The 22,178-nt window shown below is 62.0% G+C and carries 21 protein-coding genes; 13 read left to right on the top strand and 8 right to left on the bottom strand.

Annotation, left to right across the window (positions count from 1 at the left end; all coding sequences use genetic code 11):
- Nucleotides 1-27 precede the first annotated feature (27 nt).
- Nucleotides 28-903: a helix-turn-helix domain-containing protein gene (locus PVV74_RS16920; RefSeq protein ID WP_274594028.1), complete on the bottom strand. Its 876-nt coding sequence runs from the start codon at nt 901-903 to the stop codon at nt 28-30.
- Between the two features lie 247 nt (nt 904-1,150).
- On the opposite strand from PVV74_RS16920, the gene PVV74_RS16915 reads away from it, so the two are divergent.
- From PVV74_RS16915 to PVV74_RS16895, 5 genes are all read left to right on the top strand, one after another.
- The gene (locus tag PVV74_RS16915) at nt 1,151-2,851 is read left to right on the top strand and encodes an ABC transporter ATP-binding protein (protein WP_274594027.1); all 1,701 of its coding nucleotides are present in this window, start codon (nt 1,151-1,153) and stop codon (nt 2,849-2,851) included.
- Nucleotides 2,852-3,072: 221 nt separating this feature from the next.
- A complete protein-coding gene (locus PVV74_RS16910; RefSeq protein ID WP_274594026.1) occupies nt 3,073-4,110 on the top strand; it encodes an ABC transporter substrate-binding protein in 1,038 nt (345 codons plus the stop codon).
- Nucleotides 4,110-5,093, top strand: coding sequence for a FecCD family ABC transporter permease (locus PVV74_RS16905; RefSeq protein WP_103765096.1), 984 nt, complete (start codon nt 4,110-4,112; stop codon nt 5,091-5,093). Before PVV74_RS16910 ends, PVV74_RS16905 begins: the two co-directional genes overlap by 1 nt.
- A complete protein-coding gene (locus tag PVV74_RS16900) occupies nt 5,090-6,067 on the top strand; it encodes a FecCD family ABC transporter permease (protein WP_274594025.1) in 978 nt (325 codons plus the stop codon). The genes PVV74_RS16905 and PVV74_RS16900 overlap by 4 nt, the downstream gene beginning before the upstream one ends.
- Nucleotides 6,067-6,867 (top strand): ABC transporter ATP-binding protein, encoded by an 801-nt coding sequence (locus tag PVV74_RS16895; RefSeq protein WP_274594024.1) that lies wholly within the window; start codon nt 6,067-6,069, stop codon nt 6,865-6,867. Before PVV74_RS16900 ends, PVV74_RS16895 begins: the two co-directional genes overlap by 1 nt.
- 76 nt (nt 6,868-6,943) lie before the next feature.
- Here PVV74_RS16895 and PVV74_RS16890 read toward each other — a convergent pair whose 3' ends face one another.
- Both PVV74_RS16890 and PVV74_RS16885 read right to left on the bottom strand, forming a co-directional pair.
- Nucleotides 6,944-9,082 (bottom strand): TonB-dependent siderophore receptor, encoded by a 2,139-nt coding sequence (locus tag PVV74_RS16890; protein WP_274594023.1) that lies wholly within the window; start codon nt 9,080-9,082, stop codon nt 6,944-6,946.
- 100 nt (nt 9,083-9,182) lie between these two features.
- Entirely contained in the window at nt 9,183-10,061 is an 879-nt protein-coding gene (locus PVV74_RS16885) for a helix-turn-helix domain-containing protein (RefSeq protein ID WP_103765099.1), read from the bottom strand.
- 484 nt (nt 10,062-10,545) lie between these two features.
- Between PVV74_RS16885 and hemP the strand changes: the two genes are divergently transcribed.
- Nucleotides 10,546-10,716, top strand: a complete 171-nt coding sequence (gene hemP, locus PVV74_RS16880) for a hemin uptake protein HemP (RefSeq protein ID WP_274594022.1) — start codon at nt 10,546-10,548, stop codon at nt 10,714-10,716.
- Nucleotides 10,713-11,207 carry a hypothetical protein gene (locus PVV74_RS16875; RefSeq protein ID WP_274594021.1) on the top strand — a complete coding sequence of 165 codons (495 nt, stop codon included), beginning with the start codon at nt 10,713-10,715 and terminating at the stop codon, nt 11,205-11,207. Before hemP ends, PVV74_RS16875 begins: the two co-directional genes overlap by 4 nt.
- Before the next feature lie 386 nt (nt 11,208-11,593).
- Here PVV74_RS16875 and PVV74_RS16870 read toward each other — a convergent pair whose 3' ends face one another.
- A complete protein-coding gene (locus PVV74_RS16870; protein WP_274594020.1) occupies nt 11,594-12,451 on the bottom strand; it encodes a MurR/RpiR family transcriptional regulator in 858 nt (285 codons plus the stop codon).
- A 158-nt stretch (nt 12,452-12,609) separates the two neighbouring features.
- Between PVV74_RS16870 and PVV74_RS16865 the strand changes: the two genes are divergently transcribed.
- The 5 genes from PVV74_RS16865 (at nt 12,610) to PVV74_RS16845 (ending at nt 17,268) form a co-directional block, all read left to right on the top strand.
- Nucleotides 12,610-13,419, top strand: a complete 810-nt coding sequence (locus PVV74_RS16865; protein WP_274594019.1) for a transporter substrate-binding domain-containing protein — start codon at nt 12,610-12,612, stop codon at nt 13,417-13,419.
- 71 nt (nt 13,420-13,490) lie between these two features.
- A complete protein-coding gene (locus PVV74_RS16860) occupies nt 13,491-14,231 on the top strand; it encodes an amino acid ABC transporter permease (RefSeq protein WP_103765103.1) in 741 nt (246 codons plus the stop codon).
- 2 nt (nt 14,232-14,233) lie between these two features.
- Nucleotides 14,234-15,106, top strand: a complete 873-nt coding sequence (locus PVV74_RS16855; protein ID WP_274594018.1) for an amino acid ABC transporter permease — start codon at nt 14,234-14,236, stop codon at nt 15,104-15,106.
- A gap of 12 nt (nt 15,107-15,118) precedes the next feature.
- Complete coding sequence (locus tag PVV74_RS16850) at nt 15,119-15,865, top strand: amino acid ABC transporter ATP-binding protein (RefSeq protein WP_274594017.1); 747 nt, start codon at nt 15,119-15,121, stop codon at nt 15,863-15,865.
- A gap of 11 nt (nt 15,866-15,876) precedes the next feature.
- Nucleotides 15,877-17,268: a lyase family protein gene (locus tag PVV74_RS16845; RefSeq protein WP_274594016.1), complete on the top strand. Its 1,392-nt coding sequence runs from the start codon at nt 15,877-15,879 to the stop codon at nt 17,266-17,268.
- Nucleotides 17,269-17,856: 588 nt separating this feature from the next.
- Here the strand turns inward: PVV74_RS16845 and PVV74_RS16840 are convergent.
- The 3 genes from PVV74_RS16840 to PVV74_RS16830 form a co-directional block, all read right to left on the bottom strand.
- Nucleotides 17,857-18,690, bottom strand: coding sequence for an alpha/beta fold hydrolase (locus PVV74_RS16840; RefSeq protein ID WP_274594015.1), 834 nt, complete (start codon nt 18,688-18,690; stop codon nt 17,857-17,859).
- 130 nt (nt 18,691-18,820) lie between these two features.
- Nucleotides 18,821-19,024, bottom strand: a complete 204-nt coding sequence (locus tag PVV74_RS16835) for a hypothetical protein (RefSeq protein WP_222449433.1) — start codon at nt 19,022-19,024, stop codon at nt 18,821-18,823.
- A 102-nt stretch (nt 19,025-19,126) separates the two neighbouring features.
- Nucleotides 19,127-19,909, bottom strand: a complete 783-nt coding sequence (locus tag PVV74_RS16830; RefSeq protein WP_274594014.1) for an alpha/beta fold hydrolase — start codon at nt 19,907-19,909, stop codon at nt 19,127-19,129.
- Nucleotides 19,910-20,289: 380 nt separating this feature from the next.
- Between PVV74_RS16830 and PVV74_RS16825 the strand changes: the two genes are divergently transcribed.
- Nucleotides 20,290-21,198, top strand: a complete 909-nt coding sequence (locus PVV74_RS16825) for a LysR family transcriptional regulator (protein ID WP_103765108.1) — start codon at nt 20,290-20,292, stop codon at nt 21,196-21,198.
- 12 nt (nt 21,199-21,210) lie between these two features.
- On the opposite strand, the gene PVV74_RS16820 is transcribed toward PVV74_RS16825, so the two are convergent.
- Nucleotides 21,211-22,116, bottom strand: coding sequence for a LysR family transcriptional regulator (locus tag PVV74_RS16820; RefSeq protein ID WP_274594013.1), 906 nt, complete (start codon nt 22,114-22,116; stop codon nt 21,211-21,213).
- Nucleotides 22,117-22,178 lie beyond the last annotated feature (62 nt).

Genomic DNA, 22,178 nt, shown 5'->3' with positions numbered 1-22,178 from the left:
GCTCCCTGCCGCAGTTGGCTTCGGCCGTCAGCGCCTCTTCTGATCCCGCCGCCAGCTTCCGGGTGTTCTGCCGACAAGCTGGCGGAACGCGCGGGTCAGATGAGCCTGGTCGGAAAAGCCCAGCCGATCCGCGATGTCCGCCACGCTGAGATCGGTGTCGGCCAGAAGGGTCCGCGCCTGTTCAAGCCGCTTGTTCAGCTGCCACTGGTGCGGCGACATGCCGGTCGTATTCTTGAACACCAGCGAGAACCAGCTTTCCGACAGGTTCACCGACTCGGCCATCTGCGCAATGCTGAGCCTGTGACCGCGCGCTTCCTCGAGGCGCAGCGCGACCCGGCGCATCTGCGCGGCGGTCAGTCGGGCGTTCCCGGTTTGCGTGCTGCACCGGTCCATGTCCAGCAGAGCTGTAATCAGACAATTGACCACGCTTTCGACAAACAGTGCATGCCGGGTGGGACTGGATATTTCCGTGACCAGCAGTCGCGCCAGCGGCTCGATATCCGTGACATCGTCGCGCTCGACCGGATTTTCCAACACCTCGATCGCGGTGGACCGGGGGATCGCACTGGACAGGAACTGGATCGCCCAGGCGTAATCCATGTGAATATCGACATGGGTAAACCTGAGAGGTTTGGAGAAACGGGTGCGAAGTTCCATTCCCGCCGGCACGAAGATGGCGCGGGCCAAGCTGCCAGTGCCTTTCCCCGTCGTGGTCGAGATCGAGCTCATATCATCAAAGAAGATGCTCAGTCGTGGATTGGCCGAGACATAGCGCCCAGTGGCGCCCTGGTCGCCGCTGGCTTCCCAATGCGCGACCAGGGCGTTGTCGAACTGGCGCCACTGGACCGGGCGGATGCAATGCAGCTTTTCTGTGTGCCCGGAAAAGTCGTGACTATAGCCCATGCGTATCAGGCTCCGCGTGCGAGATGTCAGGATGTGGCTATCCGGTGCGAAAGGGCCGGGCCGTCACGCATGCCAGAATGGCTTGAGATCGCATTATGAGGTGCAAACTGCGCGATCACAAGCCACGGCTCCACAAGGTCCTTATGCTCCGCCTTGCTGGACGGCGGCGAGCACCTCTCCTAAACGGTATTTGCCGAGGCAATCTGCCGGGCGGCTCACCGGCAAAAACGCTCTGAAGGAAATTCCCATGCTGCGTCAGTTTTTCGAGTATTACCGCCCGCATATGGGCCTCTTTTGGCTGGACTTCGGCTGCGCGGTGATCTCGGGCTTGCTGGAACTGGCCTTTCCGCTGGCCGTGGCGGGATTCATCGACCATCTGCTGCCGCGCGGTGAGTGGGCGCTGACCATGTGGGCCGCAGTAGGGCTGGTGGTGGTGTACCTGATTAACGCGGGCCTCATGGCCGTGGTGATCTACTGGGGTCACAAGTTGGGCATTAACATCGAGACCGAGATGCGGGCGAAGGCCTTCGACCACCTGACACGCCTGAACTGGGGCTGGTTTGACAAGGCAGAGACCGGCAAGCTGGTGGCGCGCGTCACCCGCGACCTCGAAGAGATCGGCGAGGTGGCGCATCACGGCCCCGAGGATCTGTTCATCGCGATCATGACCTTCATCGGGGCCTTCGCCCTGATGCTGTGGCTGCATGTGCCGCTGGCGTTGATGACAGCCGTGATCGTGCCGGTGATGGTCGTGCTACTGGCCGTCTATGGTGGGCGTATGACCCGGGCATGGCAGGCGATCTATGGCCGGGTGGGCCAGTTCAACGTGCGGCTGGAAGAAACGCTGGGCGGTATTCGCGTGGTGCAGGCCTTTACCAACGAGGCGCATGAACGCGAACTTTTCGCGGATGCCAACCGCGGGTATCGCAAGACCAAGCTGGAGGCCTACCGCATCATGGCGGCGCTGACGACGCTGCATTACATGGGCCTGCGCTCGGTTCAGGTGATCGTGATGGTGGCGGGCGCGGGCTATGTCTTTTCCGGCTCGCTGTCGACGGGCAGCTTCGTGGCCTTCCTGCTGCTGGTGGGCGTGTTCTTCCGCCCGCTGGAAAAGATCGCGGCGGTGGTCGAGACCTATCCGCGCGGCATCGCCGGGTTCCAGAGGTTCCAGGCGCTGCTGGCAGAGCGGGCCGAGATTGCCGACGCGCCGGACGCCAGGCCAGCGCCGGACCTGACCGGACGGATCGAGTTCGACGACGTGACCTTTACCTACGACGGCGCGCGCGGCGTACTGCATGGCGTGTCCCTCTCCGTCGAGCCGGGCCAGACGGTCGCGCTTGTGGGGCCGTCCGGCGCGGGCAAAAGTACGCTGATGGCCTTGCTTCCACGCTTTTATGCACCGACGTCGGGCGAAGTCCGGATCGACGGCCAGGCCGTCGCGGACATGACCCTGGACAGCCTGCGGCGGCAGGTGGGATTGGTATCGCAGGATGTCTTCCTGTTCGGCGGCACCCTGCGCGACAACATCGCCTACGGGCGGCTTGACGCATCAGACGAGGAGATACTGCACGCCGTTCAGCAGGCACAGTTGTCCGAGATGGTGTCGGAGCTGCCCGATGGTCTCGACACGATGGTGGGCGAACGTGGCGTCATGCTCTCGGGAGGACAGAAACAGCGCGTGGCCATCGCGCGTGTCTTCCTGCGCGACCCACCGATTCTGCTTCTGGACGAGGCGACCTCGGCGTTGGACCGGGGCACCGAGCGCAAGGTGCAGGCGGCGCTGGATACGTTATCGAAGGGGCGCACGACACTCGTCATCGCGCACCGCCTACAGACCATCCGTCACGCCGACCGCATCGTCGTTCTGGACGAAGGCCGGATTGTGGAGGCGGGCACGCATGAAGAACTGGTGGATCGACAGGCGAATTACTTCTCAATGATGGACTGAACCGTTTTGATGCGGGAGATCACCAGGCCTGACAGCCTCGACCACGATGACCTTGCACAGGCGCTCTGCATTGAGACAACGCCTTTCGGGCGACGACGCTTGTAGGACGACAGATCGTTGGATAAGCTCGGCGCACTGGTGGAATACTAGGCATCAGGCTGGCCCCTGAAACCCGCAGCACCGAACCCTAAGCCGTTTCTCGCGCTTGAAAGACTAATCCTATGGGGCTGCGATCTCCTGTCATGATTCCGTTCACCAAGAGTTCTTTCGGCGCCACGCGTCGCAGCTTTATTCTCGGAAGCTTTGCGACGCTGGTGGCGCCGCGCGTCGCCAGAGCACGTCAGGCAATCAGGATTCCCCATGTCTGGGGCGAAACGGTTCTAGAGCGTCCGGCCGAGCGGGTCGTGTCCTTGGGATACACCACTCAGGACCCGTTGCTGGCACTCGGGGTGGTGCCGCTGGCAGTCCGTTACTGGTTCGGAGACCAGCCGCATGCAGTCTGGCCATGGGCGCGGGAGCGACTGGGCCACGCGGAGCCGACCGTTCTGACCGGCGAAGTGTCGATGGAACTCGTCGCGGGGTTGTCGCCCGATCTGATCGTTGCCATCGGGTCGGGTATCTCACGGGCCGAATACGCGTTGCTGAGTGAGATCGCGCCGGTGCTGATGCAGGGGGCCGACGACCCCGTCTTTGGCACGCCTTGGCAGACCGATACCAGGCGCATCGCGCGCGCATTGGGCACGCCGCAGCGGGCCGAGGCGTTGATCGGGGACGTCGAAGGGCAATTCGAGAGCGTAAGGGCCGCGCATCCGGATTGGCAGGGCAAGACGGCGGCGGCGGCCTGGCAGAACGGCAGCGAGACCGGCGCCTTCATGGCCCAGGACAACCGGGCGCGGTTTCTGCATAACCTCGGGTTCCAGATGCCGGAAAAGCTGCGCGACACGGCGGCTGCAGACAGATTCTACACCACGTTTTCACCCGAGGATATTTCGCCGATAGATGCGGATCTCCTGCTGTGGATCTCGTCTATCGGCGGGGCGCGGGAAATCGCCCGGCTACCGATGCGGCGGACCTTGCGTGCCGAGCAGGAAGGGCGGGAGGTCTATGCCGACACCCTGATCTCCGGAGCGTTGTCCTTCGGCAGCGCGCTGTCGCTGCCCTATGCGCTTGAACGCCTGGTCGGGGAGTTCGAGCTGGCGCTCGACGGGAGACCGGAGACGGTCGTGCCCTCGGCGCTGAAGGCGGGGCTGGTGCGCTGATGCGGGGGCTGTTCCTCGCCTGCCTTCTGATCGGAGCCGTGGCCATGTCGCTGGGCGTTGGCGTCAGACCGGTTGCGCCCGGCGTGTTCCTGGAGGCGTTGCTGGGATACGATCCGCGCGACCCGGCCCATGTGACGATCGCGGCGATCCGGTTGCCGCGCACTGTGGCGGGCCTGGCGGCGGGTGCGGCGCTGGGCATCGCGGGGACGGTGATGCAGTCGCTGACCCGCAACCCGCTGGCCGATCCGGGCATTCTGGGGATCAACGCGGGTGCTGCCTTTGCGCTTATCCTCGGGGTTACGCTGTTCGGACGATCCGACCAGGCGGCGGTGGCTTTGTTCGCCTTTCCCGGGGCCGCGCTGGCGGCGCTGGCGGTGTTTGCCTTGGGTGGCGGGTTCCGGGGCGATTCCGGACCGGTGCGCCTGACGCTGGCGGGGGCCGCCCTGAACGCGCTGCTGTTATCCCTGGTCACGGCGGTTGTCCTGGTCCGGCAGGAGTCGCTGGATGTCCTGCGGTTCTGGGTGGCCGGCTCGCTGACCGACGCGGCCTTCAGGCCGGTTGTGGAAATGACGCTGGTCATCGGGTTGGCCGCTGTGCTCGCGTTTGCCATCGCTCCGCTGATCGAGGCGCTGTCGCTTGGTTCCGACCTTGCGCGGGGGCTTGGAACCCGGCCGTTGAGAGCGCAGGCCGGCGCGCTGACGGTGGTCACCTTGGCGACCGGGGCGGCGGTGGCCATTGCCGGACCGATCGCTTTCCTGGGGCTGATGGCGCCGCACCTGGCTCGGATGTCGACAGGATATGCGCTGCGGCCGCGGCTGGCGGTGTCGGCGGCCTATGGCGCCCTGACACTGACGTTGGCGGATACGGTGGGACGGCTGGTTCTGAGCAGTGGAGAAGTGCGCGCCGGGATCGTCGTGGCGATGATCGGGGGGCCGGTCTTCATCTGGGTCGCGCGCAGGCTGAGACCGGGTGCGATGGCATGAAGGGGTACGTGCCGTTGTCTCTTCTGATCTTTCTCGCCACGAGCGCGGCGCTCTTGACCGGCCAGGTGGATGCGAGCCCCGGTGTGTTGTGGTCCGGCCTGGTGACAGGTGAAGGGCCCGGGGCGCTGATGCTGGACACGATCCGGGGGCCACGGGTGGCGACCGCGCTGGGGGCGGGCGCGGTGCTGGGGATGTCGGGGGCGCTTTTCCAGATGCTCTTTCGGAACCCGCTGGCGTCACCGGATATCCTTGGATTCAACGCCGGTGCGGGATTGGCGATCATCGCCGGCATTGCTTTCGGTATCGCGGTGCCGACAGCGGTGATGGCGGCGCTTGGCGGCGTGGCGATGGCGCTGGTGATCGGTGGGCTGGCCTTTCGCGGAGGCGGTGGGACGCCGGTGTTGACGATCATCCTGATCGGAATTGGCGCGGGTTTCACGGCGACGTCGGTGTCGACCTTCCTGATGACGATCTTGCCGGGAACGACCGCGTCCGAGGCGCAGCGCTGGTTGACGGGCTCGCTCGCGGCGCGCGATTGGAGCCATGCCGCGCAAGTTCTGGGCATCGGGGCGATGCTGGCAAGCCTGGCCCTCGGGCAGGCACGGATCCTGTCGGCGCTGGAACTGGGCGATGGGCTGGCGGCCGGGCTGGGGCAAAGGCCCGAGGCGGCCCGGTGGTGGCTTTCGGCAACGGGCGTGTTGCTGGCCGCCACGGGCGTGGCCGTGGCGGGGCCGGTGCCCTTCGTGGCGCTGATGTCCGGGCCCCTGGGGATGCGTTTGACCGGTGCCCGTACGTCGGCGGGGCGCATGGTCTCGGGTGCAGGGGCCGGCGCACTGTTGTTGGTGTTGTCGGACCTTCTGGCGCGCGTGGCCGTGCCCGGCCTGCAATTGCCCGCCGGGGTCGCGACCGGCCTTCTGGGCGCGCCCTACCTGCTGTGGCGGCTGTCGCGGGAAATGGAACGAGGAGACTTGTGATGCTGAGAACGGAGGCGCTGAGCCTGTCTTATGACGATGTGCCCGTCATCAGCGACCTGGACCTGGAGCTGCCCTGCGGGCGTGTCACCGCGATCATCGGTCCGAACGGCTGCGGGAAATCCACGTTGCTGCGTGCGCTGGCCCGGCTGATGCCGCCGGCTTCCGGCCGGGTGACGCTGAACGGCGAGGACATCAACCGCATTCCGCCCAAGCAACTGGCCCGCCAGATGGCCATCCTGCCGCAAACATTGCGGGCGCCGGACGGGATCAGGGTGTCGGATCTTGTCATGCGGGGTCGAATCCCGTGGCGCACGTTCCTGAGCCCGTGGAACGAGGCCGACAAGACGGCCTGCGAGGCCGCGCTGGAGGCGGTCGGAATGACCGGGTTTGCCGACCGGGAACTGTCGGAGCTGTCGGGCGGGCAGCGGCAGCGGGCGTGGCTGAGCCTTGTGCTCGCGCAGCAGACGCCTTGCCTGCTGTTGGACGAGCCGACGACCTATCTGGACCTGACGCACCAGATGGACGTTCTGGCCCTGCTGCGGCGGCAGAACCGGCAGTCCGGGCAAACGATCGTCAGCGTGCTTCACGATCTGAACCTTGCAGCCCGCTATTCGGACAACCTTGTGCTGTTGGCGAACGGTCAGGTGGTCGCTTCGGGCGCGCCCGAGCAGGTCTTGACGCCGGATAACCTGTTGTCGGCTTTCGATCTGGAGGCACGGGTCATTCCGGATCCGGTGACGGGGACGCCGATGGTTGTGCCGCTGGAGCCGGCAGAGCCTGTCCTCTCCGCTGGAGTGTGACCTCCGCGCGAGCGCGGAATGAAAAAAGATGCGGCATCGCTGCCGCATCTTCATCCTTCGGGTTCGGTTCCGGTTTTCAGAAGCTGGAGGTGACCGACAGGCTGATCTCGCGCCCGGAGCCGTAGGAGCAGGTATAGAGATCCTGGCAGCCGGTGACGTAGCGCTTGTCGCCGATATTGGTGACGGCAAGATTGGCTTCGAGTCCGTCGCGTACCTGGTAGGTTGCGAAAGCGTCGTAGAGGGTTGCGCTGGACACCTTGAACGTGTTGGTCGGGTCGGCAAAGCTTTCGCCCTGGTGACGCACGCCGGCCCCGATTTTCAGGCCGTCAAGCGGGCCCGCGAAATCGTAGCTGGCAAAGAGCGACAGCTCGGTCTCGGGAATGAGCGTCGGTGTCGTGCCGACAAGGGCCGGGTTCGCGTCCTCGCGGATTTCCGCGTCGATGAAGCTTGCGGCGGCCTGGAGGTAAAGCCCGTTGCCGAAATCGTATTCCGCCTCGAACTCGAGGCCGCGCGAGCGCACCTCGCCCAGCTGTGTCTGGTTGGGCGCGACACCGACGACGACCCCTTCGCGATCGATCTGGAACGCCGCGCCGGTGAACGAGAAATTTCCGCCCAGAGGCGCCCATTTGAACCCGAGCTCGACCTGGTCGCCGGTTTCCGGGCGGGTCACGCCGGCGGCGGGCGATGCGATCAGCGGATTGAAGAACGTCGAGTAGGAGAGATAAGGCGTGAAGCCCGACGCGGCTTCATAGGCGATGGCCACGCGCCCGGACGTTTCGCTGTCGCTGCGGCTGAAGTTGGTCGAGCCACGCTGCTTGGTTTCAACGAAGTCATGCCGCAGGTTGAGTGTGCCGATCCATCCACTGCCCCAGCGCATCTGATCCTGCACGTAGAAACCGATCTGACGCTGGGTGGTCGTGGCGTCCTGGTAGGGCGCGCCGATGACCGGCGTACCGGGGGGCGTCGGATTGACCACGGTATTGCTGCCAAGGCCCGAGGCCTGGATTTCGTCGATCTCGTAGTAACGAGCGTCAAGGCCGAAGAGGAGGTCATGATCGACCGACCCGGTCGAGACCGTTCCGTAGTAGCGCAGATCGGTCTGGGCGGTGTAGACCTGCGTGTCGTGCTCGAAAGCTATGAGGCTGAGCGTGCCCTGCGGGTCACTGGGCGCGGTGGCAAACCCATTGTACCCGAAGGGATAGTAGTAGCGCTCGTGGACATCGGCATAGCCCAGGCGCCCGATGCCGGTGAAGGTAAAGCCGTTGTCGAGTTCGCGTTCCACGATGGCAGAAAACGAGGCTTGCCGCCGCTCGTACTTGTCCCAGTCCGGGTCCGAGAAGTTCGCATCGGGATCGATATAGCCGAATTGCGGGGTGGGCACGACCGTGCCCTGATAGGGCAGGAACGTGCTTCCGTTGTGGTGTTCGTCGGCGATGTGGATGTTGGCCAGCAGGGTGACCTCGGTGCCGCCATCGGTCCTGAACCGATAGGCCGGCGCGAAGGTGCCGCGCACGCCATCATTGAACGCATCGTACTTGTCGCCGCCTTCGAGGCGCCCGGTCAGGCGATAAGAGCTCGAGTCGCCGATGTCGTCGCCGTAGTCGAACTCGACCCAGCCGGCGGTCGCGTCGTTGACGCCGAATGTCAGTTTCCGGATCCGGCCGCCCGGGCGCTTGGACACGTAATTGACGATGCCGCCCGGGTTCGAGCCACCGTAGAGAGCCGAGGATGCGCCACGCAGGACCTCGACGCGTTCCAGCGTGTAGGGGTCGATGAAGAAGGAGCCGAAGGCGAATGAGAGGTTCTGCGCGTTGTCGAGATAGATCCCGGTCTGGTCGGCCTGGAAGCCTCGAATGCGCAGCCAGTCATAGTCATTGTCGTCGCCGAACACGTCCGCTGTCACACCCGCGGAATAGCGCAGGGCCTCGCTGACGCGGTTGGCGCCGAAACGCTCGATCTTCTCGCGCCCGAGAACAGAGACCGACTGCGGTATCTCGTTCACGGTGAGCGGTACCTTGCTGCCCGTGACGGTTGGCGGGTTCTTGTCCTCGCTCACGGGACCGGTGGCGTCTTCCTGGTTGCGCAGGGTGATCGTCCCGAGATCCAGCGTTTCATCAGCGGGCTGGGCGTTTGAAACCGCAGCGGTTCCCAGCAGCATCAGCGCTGCGCTGCTGAGCCTGGCCATGCCAAGGCGGCGGTTTATAGTTTTGGCCATATCGGCATCCTTCTCTTTCAGATGTCACGTCGGGTCATCCATCCTCCCGGGCGGGGAAGAGGGAGCGCGCAAAGTGCTTCAGGATACCCGATTAAAATTATCAGGAAGAATTGTCTTGAATAATCGGACCATCCTGCCCGGGCGGATTCGCCTTTGCCCATGCTCCCGGTGATTGGCCGGTTCCCAGCTTGAAACTGCGGGAAAAGTGGGCCTGGTCGGCGAACCCGGTTACGTTTGTCACCTCGGCAAGCGGCAGTCCGCGGCACAGGAGGCGCTTGGCGTAATCGATCTTGATCCCTGTGACCCAAGCATGTGGCGACATGGCTGTGCGTTTGCGGAAGACCCGGTTGAAATGCGTCCGGGACAGGCCGGACAACGCGGCCAGATCATCCACAGCGATCCGATTTTCCATTCGTTCGAAGACATGCGCGCGCATGGCGTGGAGCCAGGCGTCCCCCTTGTCGCCATCGCCAAGGCCGGCCCGGTCGATCAGGCATACCTCTTGTACGATGGCGCTGACCAGCCTGTCGACGCGGTGCATGGACGGGCGGATCGACACGCATTCGTCCTGCAGGACGCGCACGAGCGGGGCCAGCGGCCCGAGCGATGGGAAAACGAGCATCCTGTCGAGGGGCGCGCCGGCCCCTGCAAGCGACTTGAGGCGCGGCATCGAAAGATGAATGTCGATGTGTCTGAGATCGCCAGGTTCGTCGAGGCTGGCCCAGACCTGCACGCCTGCCGGAATGTAGCATGCGGCGGCGGCGCTGGATGCGGCGTCTTTCCCGCGTGAGAGGGACAGTGCACGGTCATCGAGGACAAGAACAAGGCGTGGGTACATCGAGACATACCGTCCGGTGGCGCGGGACTGTCCTTGCACATGCCAATAGTCGACGACCATGTCGTCGAACCGTAGGCAGCGCATTTCGTCCAGCGGGTCGAACCCGCGGACAGCAGCATACATTCTGGGATGAAAGGACATCGCTCCGCCATTGATACGTATTGGCTGGGCACTGCCTCGCTACCCGTAAACTATTCTCATCCGGAAAGATTATCAACTGTCCTTGACCGGCGGTCCTGTAACGGGTCCGCTCCGCACTTGCATCGCCGGGTGCCTGCCGTATCCGGGTCGCCGGAATAGACCGGACCTTTCGAGACCTGCATGTCGAATCATCGGAACCAGCACCTCCAGGGTAAGTACGGCGAGAATCCCGGAGAACATCGGGGAAATATTTAAGTACTTGTGAGGGCTACGATTCCAGCCGATTGACAATTCCGACTAAAAAAGTCAGATTAGACAAATCCAGCCAATCCCGAGGGCTTTTCCGAGGGACCGCCCGATACATTCGAGTTTCAGGAGGGGCACCGGAACCGCTTTGGCAACCAGGTCGAAGCATCCCGATCCTCCGACGTCGTGCCCGGCAGCATTTACAGGGCGCGGAAACCACGGAAAACAGGAGGGCGGAATGGGTGCCTTAGACAACAAATTGCTCATCGGCGCGACCGAGGTCGATACGATCCCGCTGCACTATGCGAGCAAGCTGACCAATGGCGGCGGGCTGGCGCATATCCAGCTCTATGATCAGGTTTACACGCTGCGCATCACGCGCGCCGGCAAATTGATCCTTACGAAATGATGAATCCATCTGAACGCCGTGGCGGCGCACCCGTCGGTATCCTTCAAGATCTCGATCCGGTCGAGGCGAGCGCCGTAATCTATTTGCGCATGTGGTGCGACGGGCCGGAAGCGCAAAGCCTTGTCTGGAATGATTTCGCAACGGCTCTCGGCCCCAGGGCGGGACGCAGGGAATTGCAGAATTTTGAACAGCTTTGCGGCATGTGTGCCAAGCATGGCCGCCGCCCATTGGTGCGGCACCACGCGCAGTGCAGGTGCCTGGGCGGCGACGAGGCGACGTTCGCCAACATCGTGGCCCACGCTGCGGATGGCGAGCGCGAGGATGCGTTTTTGATGGCTGCGAACCTTGTCCGGCCCGATATGGCCGCTGTCATTGTGGCGCTTGCGCAGGAGTTCGGCCTGACACTGCGGCGCATGATGGGCATGTCAGGTTACCATCCGGCCACGTTGCCGACACCGATCGACCACCCCGATCCAACGAAGCTCCACTAAAAAAGTCGAGAGCAAGAATAGGCAACCCAGTCACGAATATGTCCGCGCTTCGCTGGTCACGATGCGCTCTGCTATGGCGGAAGGTCAGACGGGACAAGGTAGCCAATGCGGGCAGGAGGCATTCGAGCAAGGGGGCCGGGGTCTGAACGATCCCGGTCTCCGCGCAGGCCAGGCAAGCGGATCGGGCATGCCGGCTGCATCAGGTTTGCGCAAGAGGAGACTGCGACCGCCACGCATTCAGGACGGACGCGGTTCTCGAGCACGTATTTAAGAAAACCACTTACAAGGTTCCGCCTTGTGGTTCCTGTCACGGCAAGAGCTCCACGTCCTTGCAGACACTGTGGCATGGTTGATTGCCTGCAATCGGCAGGAAGTGCTTTCGTTCTTCAATCGAGGTAGAGACCGCTTTCATCGCGTATTTTTTCAATCTCTCTTAGCCGAGCATCTGAACTTACGTCGGCAACGGACGCTGCTGCCGCAAGCAAAGTTTCGATCATGAACAGAACGGAAACCAGAGACGGGTAATAGTGCGGGCTCGTTGTCGGTGCGTAGAATGTCGTATCGGCATATGGCACGAGCGGTGAACTGGGCCGATCGGTCACGGCAAATATCTTTGCACCTTTCGAGTGTGCATATTGAACGGCGCGCGTCGTCTGAACGGCGTAGGGGGAAACTGAAAACACCAACATGCTGTCCGCCTCGTCAATGACGGCCAAGCGCTCGGTCAAATCGACAAGGCCCCCGTGCAATGCCACGAAATTCGGAAGCGCCATGCTGCCGGTGACTTCCATCAGTCCCGAAAGCCAATACAGCGATCCGGACGCAAGAAGATAGGTGCACCTGCTTTGGTGTACCGATTTGGCGAAAGCGTCGATCGCTTCCGCATCGAGAAGGTCGGCCGTTGTCGCGAGGTTGCCGTGCACCGACTCTGTCAGGTCTCGGATCAGTTCGCTGCTTGAGGTGTCGCCGAAAGAGTTCCGGAGCCTGCCCACCCGGGCACCAAACCCCCTGCCGTTGGAAACGCTGGCCTGAAACGCGGCTCTCAATGCGGCGTAGCTCTCGTAATCCAGTGCCTTGGCCAGTCTTTGCAGCGTTGCCGGAGAAACATCGCAATCTGACGCAATTGCGCGCATCGAATCGAATGCAATTCTGTCAGGGTTGTCGAGCGCGAAGCGGGCGACATGCGTCAGCTTCTTCGACAAATCGGGTAGACGGTCGCGAATGGTATCCTTCGGGTTGTCCAACTTCGGCCTCTCTTGATGCGAAAAAATACAAAGTAATTTTTTCCACCAAAATTATTACATTTGTTTCACGAGATGGGTAGACAAAACATTCGAAATCACCTTCAGTGCTTCAAATATCACGGCATCGACCGTGCTCAAACACAACAGGAGGACGTACAATGATTCGTTACATCACAACGACGTTGGCCAGTGCGGCGCTGGCGCTGGTCTGTGGTCAGGTGCAGGCCGATCAGCTGGAAGACATCAAGGAAGACGGCGAAATCGTTGTCGGCGTAAAGCAGGACTACAAGCCCTGGGGCTACCTGACGTCCGACGGTGAACTGGCCGGGCTGGAGATTGACCTGGCCCGCGACGTGGCCGAGCGTCTCGGGGTCGAACTGGAACTCGTCCCCGTGGTTGCATCGAACAGGATGCAGTTTCTCAGCCAGGGCCGCATCGACCTGATCATTGCAACGATGGGTGACAACGAGGATCGCCGCGAGGTCGTCGGTATGATCCAGCCGAACTACTACGCCGGGGGCACCAATGTTCTGGCACCGAAGTCCGTCGGGCTCGAAGAGTGGTCGGACCTGGAGGGGCGTGACGTCTGCGCGCTTCAGGGCTCCTATTACAACAAGCGCGTGACGCAGCTTTACGGCCCGAACCTCGTGGCGTTCGCCGGTATTCCCGAGGTTACCTCGGCCTTGCAGAACGGCAACTGCGTGGCGTTCCTTTACGACAACACGTGGATCGAGTCGCAGCTGGCGTCGGACGAACAATGGGCAGATTACGAGATGCCATTCGAGACCGAGGATCCGCAGGCCTGGTCCATCGCCGTTCCGCTTGAAGAACTGGACGGAGCCTATGGCGAGAAAATGAGCGAGATCGTCACGGACTGGCACAAGACCGGTTTCCTCATCGAGCGGAACGAGGCGAATGGTATCGCACCGAGCCCGTTCCTTCAGGAAATGCACGAAAAGTTCAAATAACCCTTTTCGCCATTTGACTTTCCGGCGGCGAGCGCTTCGCCGCCGGTTCCATTTCAGGACGACGACGAGCAATGGATTCTACAAGTGTCATAGAGTGGTTGCGACCGGACTGGTTTTTCAACCTCACGGTTGTCAGCGATGAATACAACCGCGGGCGGTACCTGGCAGGTTTGTGGATGACCGTTCAACTTTCGGTCATCTCAATTGTCCTGTCGCTGGTCGTCGGCGCTGTGGGGGCGGCAGCGCAAGGCGCGCAGTCCCGTACCGTGCGGGTGCTTGTAGGTTTCTTCGTGGCCTTCTTTCGGAACACGCCGCCGCTGGTCCAGCTCTACTTTTTCTATTTCGCCATCGGCACGGTCCTTCAGATCACGGGCGACGATGGGCGGCCTGAACCACTGGTCAGCAATTTCGGTTGGGCGATCATTTCTCTGTCGCTCTTTGCCGGCGCTTTGAACGTCGAGATTTTCCGGGCCGGCATCGAGGCTGTTCCGAAGTCCACAATCGAGGCCGCAGAGGCACTGGGATACAAGAGGCTGCAGATCTACAAGGACATCGTGCTGCCTCTGGCGGTGCGCATCTCGCTGCCCGCGCTTGGGACGAACCTCGTGAACCTGGTCAAGACGACCACGCTTGCCTATGCCATCGCGGTCCCCGAACTCCTTTACGTGGCTGCCCAGATCTGGTCGGAAGACCTGAACGTCCAGGAAATGATGAACGTTCTGCTGCTCTCCTACGTGGGAATTGTCGCCGTACTCGTCTGGGTGCTGCACCATTGGGAGAAGAAGCTGCGCATTCCGGGCTACGGGAGGTAATCATGCTGTATCCGACAAGACCCACCGTACCCGTCAAAGGGCATCTGCCCGTACTTCTCCCGATGCGCAGTACCGGAGAGCCGCTGCCGCTGACCGACAGGGTATTCAATCGCTGGACGGCCGCTCTTCTGTTCGTGGCATGTGCAGCCGCGCTTGTGACTCCGGCGCTCGCGCAGCAGGACGGTGAAAGCCAACGCAGCATTATTGAAATTCTTCTGGAATGGACGCCGACGATTGGATCCGGCTTCGCCTTCAACGTGCTGATCTCGATCTGCTCGATGGCCGTCGGAACGGTGCTTGGCGTCGGGCTGGGTATCCTGCAGGTCTCTCCGTTGCGGTTCGTGCGCCAGGTCTCCTGGGCCATCACGCAGTTCTTTCGGAATTCGCCCTGGCTGGTCCTGTTGTTCTACTGCATTCTGTTGATCCCGTTCCAGATAGAGATATTCGGTACCGAAGTGCCGTTTCCGGGCTGGATCAAGGCTGTGCTGGGGCTTTCCCTTCCGGTCATGGCCTACATGTCGGAATATGTCCGGGGTGCCATCATGTCGATCCCGGAGGGTCAGTGGGAGTCGGCGGAATCTCTGGGGTTCAACCGGGCACAGACGATGCGGGAGATCATCCTTCCGCAAACCGTCAAGCGAATCTTGCCCTCCTGGATGAACCTTTATGCCGTTCTGACCATGGCGACACCGCTGGTTTCGATCGTCGGCGTGAATGACGTGATGGCGCTGACGCGCGCTGCGCTCAGTGCCGAAGGCCGCGTGGACCTGCTGATACCGATGTACCTCTACATCCTCTGCTGGTTCTTTATCTATTGCTATCCAATCAGCGCGTTCACCCGGCGGCTGGAACGCAAATTTTCCGTGCAACTCTGAAGCGAGGAACTCATGGCCTGGACAAGTGATCAACCGATCATTTCCCTGAAGGACGTTCACAAATCTTTCGGGAACACCGAAGTCCTTCGTGGAATCACGATGGACGTTCGAAAGGGCGAAGTCGTCTGCATCATCGGGCCATCCGGCTCGGGCAAGTCGACCCTCATCCGGTGCATCAACGCGCTCAACGACATTCAGTCGGGATCCATCTCCGTCGAGGGCCAGGAGGTCAGTGACCCGAAGCTGGACAAGCTCGAGCTTCGCAAGAAGGTCGGCATGGTGTTCCAGCAATACAACCTGTTTCCACACAAGACGGCGCTTCAGAATGTCATGATGGCGCCGATCAAGGTGCTCAAACAGGATCGCAAGGCATTCGAGGAACGTGCGCGAGCCCTGCTCAAGAAGGTGCGTCTTGAAGGCAAGGAAGACAGTTTTCCAGGAGAGCTTTCAGGGGGGCAGCAGCAGCGGGTGGCGATCGCACGCTCACTTGCCATGAACCCGGACGTGATGCTGTTCGACGAGGTCACCGCGGCATTGGATCCCGAGACGGTCAAGGAAGTCCTCCAGACCATCAAGACACTCGCATCGGAAGGTATGACCTGCATCCTCGTCACGCACGAAATGGGCTTCGCCCGCGAGATCGCGGACTGTGTCTATTTCACGGACAAGGGCGTGATCGTCGAGTCCGGTCCGCCGGCCACTTTCTTTGACCAGGCAAAAGACCCGCGCACCCGCGAGTTCCTCAGCCAAATTCTCTGACGGACGATCAAATGCTGGAACGTGATGTGATCATGAAAGAGGTCGCCGACAGTCTCGGTCGGCTCGAAGTGCCCGCAGATGCGCTCTACGGAGCGAACGCTGCGCGTGGAGCGGAGAATTTCCGCGGGTTCGGTCCGGCCCTGTCGGCCTACCCGGAATTCATATGCGCCATGGCCAAGGTCAAGCGGGCCGCCGCACTGGCCAATCGCCGGGCGTCCGGTTTGCCCGTGCGCGAGGCAGACGCCATTATAGCGGCATGCGATGAAATTGCGGCCGGAGAACACTGGTCGCAATGCGTTGTTCCGATGGCGGAAGGCTCTGGCGGCACGTCGCTGAACATGAACTTCAACGAGGTGATAGCGAGCCGCGCGAACCAGATACTGGGCGACGAGCGGACTGGACCGATCCGGTCCAACGATCACGTCAACCGCAGCCAGTCGACCAATGACGTGATCCCTACCGCGATCAAACTGGCCTGCGTCCTTCTGTTGCCGGGGCTGAAATCCTCGGTGGAGGAACTCGTCTCGGTGTTTCGCGCACAGGCGGAGGTGTCACGGGACGTGCTGAGAACGGGCCGGACCTGTATGCAGGCCGCGCAACCGATGACATATGGCCAGTTGTTCGACGGCTATGCGGCGCTTTTGGAAGGCGCCCTGAGGACGCTGGAGCGTGCGGTCGACGATCTCCAGACGGTGCCGATGGGCGGCACTGCCATCGGCACGGGGCTTGGCCGTGTTGATGGCTATGAAGCGGAAATCTTACCCGCGCTAAAGGAAAGCTTCGGCTTCGATGTTCGAGGACCAAGCGATATGTTCGCTGCAATGCAGGGCACAGACGGGTTCCAGCGCCTGTCAGGTGAACTGGCAGGGCTTGCCACCAATCTCGGCCGCATCGCCGCCGACCTGGTCATCCTCAGCAGCGATGCGGCGTCCGGGATCGGCGAGATTCACCTTCCGCCGGTCCAGCCGGGGTCGTCCATCATGGCCGGAAAGGTCAACCCGGTCATCCCGATGCAGGTTCAGCAGGTCTCGTTCCAGGTTCACGGGTTGAACGGCACCATCACGATGGCCTGCCAGGCGGGACAGATGGAAATCAACCATTTCGAAACGGTCATTGCGCAATCGCTGTTCGACCAGTTCGGGCTGCTGACCCGCGCCAGCACTGTTTTTGCGCGCACGTGTGTGTCCGGGCTTAGTATTGACCAGGACCGATCCTACGAAAACCTCGCCTCGTCATTCGGTGTTTCTACCGTATTCCTGCACCGTCTTGGGTACGAAAAGGTCGCGCAACTTGCCAAACGCTCTCTGAAAGAGAAAAAATCACTGGCTCAGATCGCTATAGCGGAGGGTCTTTTGGCCGAAGAGGGGCTCAGAGATGTTCTGAAAGATGCGACTCGACCCTGAGGCGTGGTCCTGAAGTGAGACGCGGGCATAATTTGGAACGCCAAGCGGAACGAACGCATGCGACATTGCGACCGGCTGGAGATTCCGATGAAACTGAAAAAGCTGAATAGGCTTCGCTCAATTACAGGTCATGCGTTCGTCTGCCCCTAAGTGCCGCAATCATGTATACCGTGCGACGCCGCCCCGGAAGGCGTGAGTGTCATGATTGCATGCTCAGGGTAGCATCGGCCCTCAGCCGCCGTTGGTCGCCAGACTCTTGAATGGCCGGCAAGGGCCTGGAACCGACTTGGTCGAAAAGGGCGGGAAGCCGTCGTTGTCTGCACTTAGCTCCAACGTCCGACATGCATGTAAAAGTGCTGTCGATCAAATGTAGAACGGTAGGTACAGCCTGTCTGGATGCCATCGGTCAGTTGGAGTGGGAGTTTCTACTGCTCTTCCAGTACCGATCTGTGGCTCAGAGGCACAGCGTTTCAATGAAATGGGCTCAATACGGGTTGAACTTGCAATAGCTTCCCCCGGGGAGAGTCGGGGAAAGCTTGACAAGCGAGGCTCGAACTGGCGCGTTTTGCGCCAGATCGGTGCGGTTCGTTAACTGGACTGCAAATAGCCCAAGATGTCCGCGTTGATCGCTTCAGCGATCGTCGCCGCCATGCCATGAGAGGCGCCGTCATAGACCTTGAGCGTCGCGTTCGGCATGATCTCGACCGTCCTCGCGGCAGAGGACTTTATGGGCACGACCTGATCGTCGCTGCCATGCATCACCAGCGTCGGCAGTTGGATCGCCTTGAGGTCCTCGGTGAAGTCGGTTTCGGAGAAGGCCTTGATGCAGTCGAAGTGCGCCTTGGCGCTGCCCTGCATCCCCTGCCGCCACCAGTTGCGGATCAAGCCTTCGCTGACCTCCGCGTCCGGGCGGTTGAAGCCATAGAACGGGCCCGATGCCACGTCGAGGTAGAATTGCGGCCGGTTCGCGGCAAGCGCCTCGCGGAAGCCGTCGAACACGTCCAGCGGCGTGCCGTCGGGGTTGCTGTCCTTCTTCACCATGACCGGCGGCACGGCACCGATCAGCACCAGCTTCGAGACGCGTCCGGGCTTGGCACGGGCGGCGTAGTGCACGACCTCTCCACCGCCGGTGGAATGGCCCACATGCACGGCCGCCTTGAGGTCCAGCGCGTCGGTCAGGGCGATGACATCGGCGGCATAGGTGTCCATCTCGTTGCCGGTTTCCGTCTGGTCCGAGCGCCCGTGTCCGCGCCGGTCGAAGGCGATCACGCGAAAGCCCTTGCCGAGGAAATAGAGCATCTGGGCGTCCCATTCGTCGGCCGTCAGAGGCCAGCCGTGGTGGAACACGATGGGTTGCGCGTCGCGCGAGCCCCAGTCGCGGTAGAAGATCTGCGTGCCGTCGTCGGCGGAAATGTAGGTCATGGTCTGAGGTCCTCGGTTGGAAGGTGATGTTTCGGCCCGCAGGCCGGAAGCCGTCAGCAGCGGTGTGGACGCTGCAATCAACAGGCCCGTGCCGCCGGCAATCGCGCAGCGACGGGTGAGGCGGAATGGTTCAGGTCCGGACATGGCGTTTTCCCGATATGATCAACTGACACGGGTCGGATTTGGGCATCTTGCAGGTACGGTTGGCCTGGACGTGACTGCCGGTGAAACTGTCTACGTTGACGATCCAGGAGGCGACGGCGACGGCCGCGACCGAGATGAGGAACAGGATCGCGCTCCAAGAAAGTATGGATTTCACTTTCATATGGGACATGGTGTGGCTCCATTGCCGGGGTGATTTCCCCAGGTGAGATTTTCTGTGAACAGGTTTCGGGTTCCTGCGGCGAGGCGGGTTCTGCCGCAGGAGATTGCTAATTCAGCTTCCGCCGGAGGCGCGGGCAGCCTCATCGATCACGTCGGCGACTTCGTCGGGCTTGGTCAAAAACACAACGTGGCTGCCGGGTACGTCGACTGATACAGCGCCAATCCGGTCGGCCGTGTGGCGCAGCAGTTTCGGGTCGATGGCCTTGTCCTCGGTTGCGATTACGGCCCAGCTCGGCTTTTCCTTCCACGCAGCGTGTTTCACCGGCGTTCCGAAGATTTCCATGTTGATGGGCACCTGGCTGTCCCGCAGGAAGGCAGCGTCCGCATCGGCGGTGTCGCCGGCAAAGCCAATCTTGAACTCTTCGAGGTTGACGAAGCCGAACCCGTCATCGCCGGTCTCGATGATGAATTCTGGCGGGGCGGGGATGTCAGAGAATTGGTCGCCCGTGGTCTCGCCCACGTCTGGGGCCAGCGCGGAGACATAGACGAGGCCTGCAACCTTGGGGTTGATGCCCGCCTCGGTGATGACCGTTCCGCCGTAGGAATGCCCGACGAGTATCGCCGGACCGTCCTGACGGTCAAGGATGCGGTCGGTGGCAGCCACGTCATCTGCGAGAGAGGTCAGCGGGTTCTGAACGATGCTGACACGGTAGCCGCGCGCGGTGAGGATGTCGTACACGCCGCGCCAGCCCGACCCGTCTGCAAAGGCGCCGTGAACGAGGACGACGGATTTGACCGGCTGTTCAGACAGGATCGTCTCTTGCGCGTTTGCGCTGGTCGTGATGGTCGCGGCGGCGGCAGCGGCGGCGACGGCAGTTCTGAGTTTCTTGGACATTTGAATGTTCCTTTGGTTGATATTGGCAGAGGTCCATAAAGGCCGTGGGAGGGCGGCTCTCCGGTCTGTTTTACTGGATGGCATCCCTGTCGCAGGCGTCGGCATCGTAGCGTTTTGACGCTGACGGGTGCTTGCAACTTTGGCGTATAGTTTGCTGGATACGCTGCAACATGATTGAAGATTGGCGTTTTTTCGGCCAAGGCTTACCCAATATTTGAAAGAATATTTCATGTCCGGCTCGCTCGAATCAGCGCCGGTTCGGGTAAGCTTTTGTGCTGTCTGCTCCTTTCGGTCAGTTGATGCGTGACCGTAAATTATGCTTTTGACGGCGTTTTGATAATTAGGATAAAGTGAGATGTTGAATTACGGAATTCAGGACAATGAAAAACTACAAGCTGACCGACTTCGATGCCGTGCTCGCGATCAGCCGCAGAGGATCGTTCCGGGCTGCGGCACTCGACATGGGAATGTCAACGAGCGCGCTCAGCAATGCGATTTCCAAGCTGGAAGGACAACTGGGCGTGCGCCTGTTCAATCGCACGACGCGCAGTGTCTCACTGACCGAGGCGGGGCACAGGTTTGTCGATCAGGTCAGCCCGGCGGTGCGGGATATCCACCAGGCTCTGGACACGGTCCGATCGCAACAGGAAACACCTTCCGGCACCGTGCGTATCAACACCTTCGTCACCGCTGCGCAGGAGATTCTTGAACCACTGATCCTGGAGTTCCTGAAGCGGTTTCCCCAAGTTCAGGTCGATCTCGTGACCGAAGGGAGTCTTGTGGACATCGTGGCGGACGGGTTCGATTTCGGGGTGCGCAGCAAAACCCTCGTACCGTCGGACATGATCGCGATTCCACTGGGGCCAGCACGGCGGCATGCCGTCGTCGCCGCACCGTCCTATTTTGCGAACCGGGATGTGCCGCGCGTTCCGGCCGACCTGAAGGCGCATACCTGTATTCGCGTCCGCCTGCCGAACGGCGCGCTGTATCGCTGGCAGTTCGAATCCGAGGGCCAGCCGGTGCATGTGGACGTGGACGGGCCACTGACTCTGGACGAGGCCAGCCTGGCGCGCACCGCGGTCCTCGATGGAGTGGGCATCGGCTATTTCATGGAATCGAACGTGCGCGCGGATATCGCGGCGGGCCGGCTGGTGCGGATTCTCGACGATTGGACCCCGCCGGTTGCGCCGCTGTGCCTGTATTACCCCAGCCGGCGCAACCCGCCGGCCGCGTTCAAGGTCTTCGTCGATCTTGCGCGCGAGTTGGCGCGCTCGGCGCGGGCGGTGTGAAGGTCGGCCCGGCTATCGCCGGAATGGGGCGATGGCGAAGGCGCGGGCAAGGTGGTCTATGAAGGCGCGAAGCGCCGAGGCCCTTGCGGTGTCGCGCGAGAACACGGCGTAGATCGTGCCCTCGACGGTCGAGATGTCGGGCAACACTCGCATCAGCTCGCCGCTTGCAATATCCGCCATACAGGCATGTTCGGGCAGCAGGGCGACGCCCAGCCCCCTGATTGCAGCGTGCCGCAGGGTGGCGATGTCGCTCGTGACCAGCCGCGGAGAGACGTCGATGGTATGGGCTGTGTCATCCCGGTCGAAAAGCTCCCACACGCGGTTGTCGCCAGGCAGGCACAGGGTCGGGACAGCCTGCAAGTCCCGAGGCGTCAGCAGCTGGCTTGTACCGGCAAGGGACGGCGCCGCGACAAGGATGCCACGCGATACCCCGAGCCGCCGCACGACGTGCGAGGCGCCGGCCTCGACCTGCGACCGCGCGCGGATCGTGATATCCACATCGTCCCTGACGAGGTCGAGCGGGCCCGCCATCGCGACCAGTTCGATCCGGACCTTGGGAAAGTCGGTGAGGAAATCGGCGATGACATCATCCAGCAGATCATCCAACAGGCCCGGCGGACACCCGACACGGATGCGGCCAGACGGCCCGTCGCTGTCGCTTGCCGCGCGTTGGGCGGCGTCGAAGGCGTCGATCATCGTCTTGCCGTGTTCCGCCACGATCCGTCCGGTTTCGGTTGGGCGCATGTTGCGCGTCGTCCGCTCAAGCAGGCGTACGCCCAGATCCTGCTCCAGCCGTGCGATGGCCTTGCTGAGGGTGCTTTTGGGAATGCCGAGATCCCGGGCGGCGGCAGCAAACGAGCCTTTGTCGACGACTTTCCTGAAGCGGGCGAGGTCATCGAGGCTGGGCGTCTTAGACATGTGATTGTCCATCCGGGCAGACAGTGAAATGAAATTTGACGCCGTAGCGCAGACTGGTGCGC

Source organism: Roseovarius sp. SK2 (assembly GCF_028807495.1).
Classification (GTDB): Bacteria; Pseudomonadota; Alphaproteobacteria; order Rhodobacterales; family Rhodobacteraceae; genus Roseovarius; species Roseovarius confluentis.
This window is presented reverse-complemented; position numbering and strand designations above follow the sequence as displayed.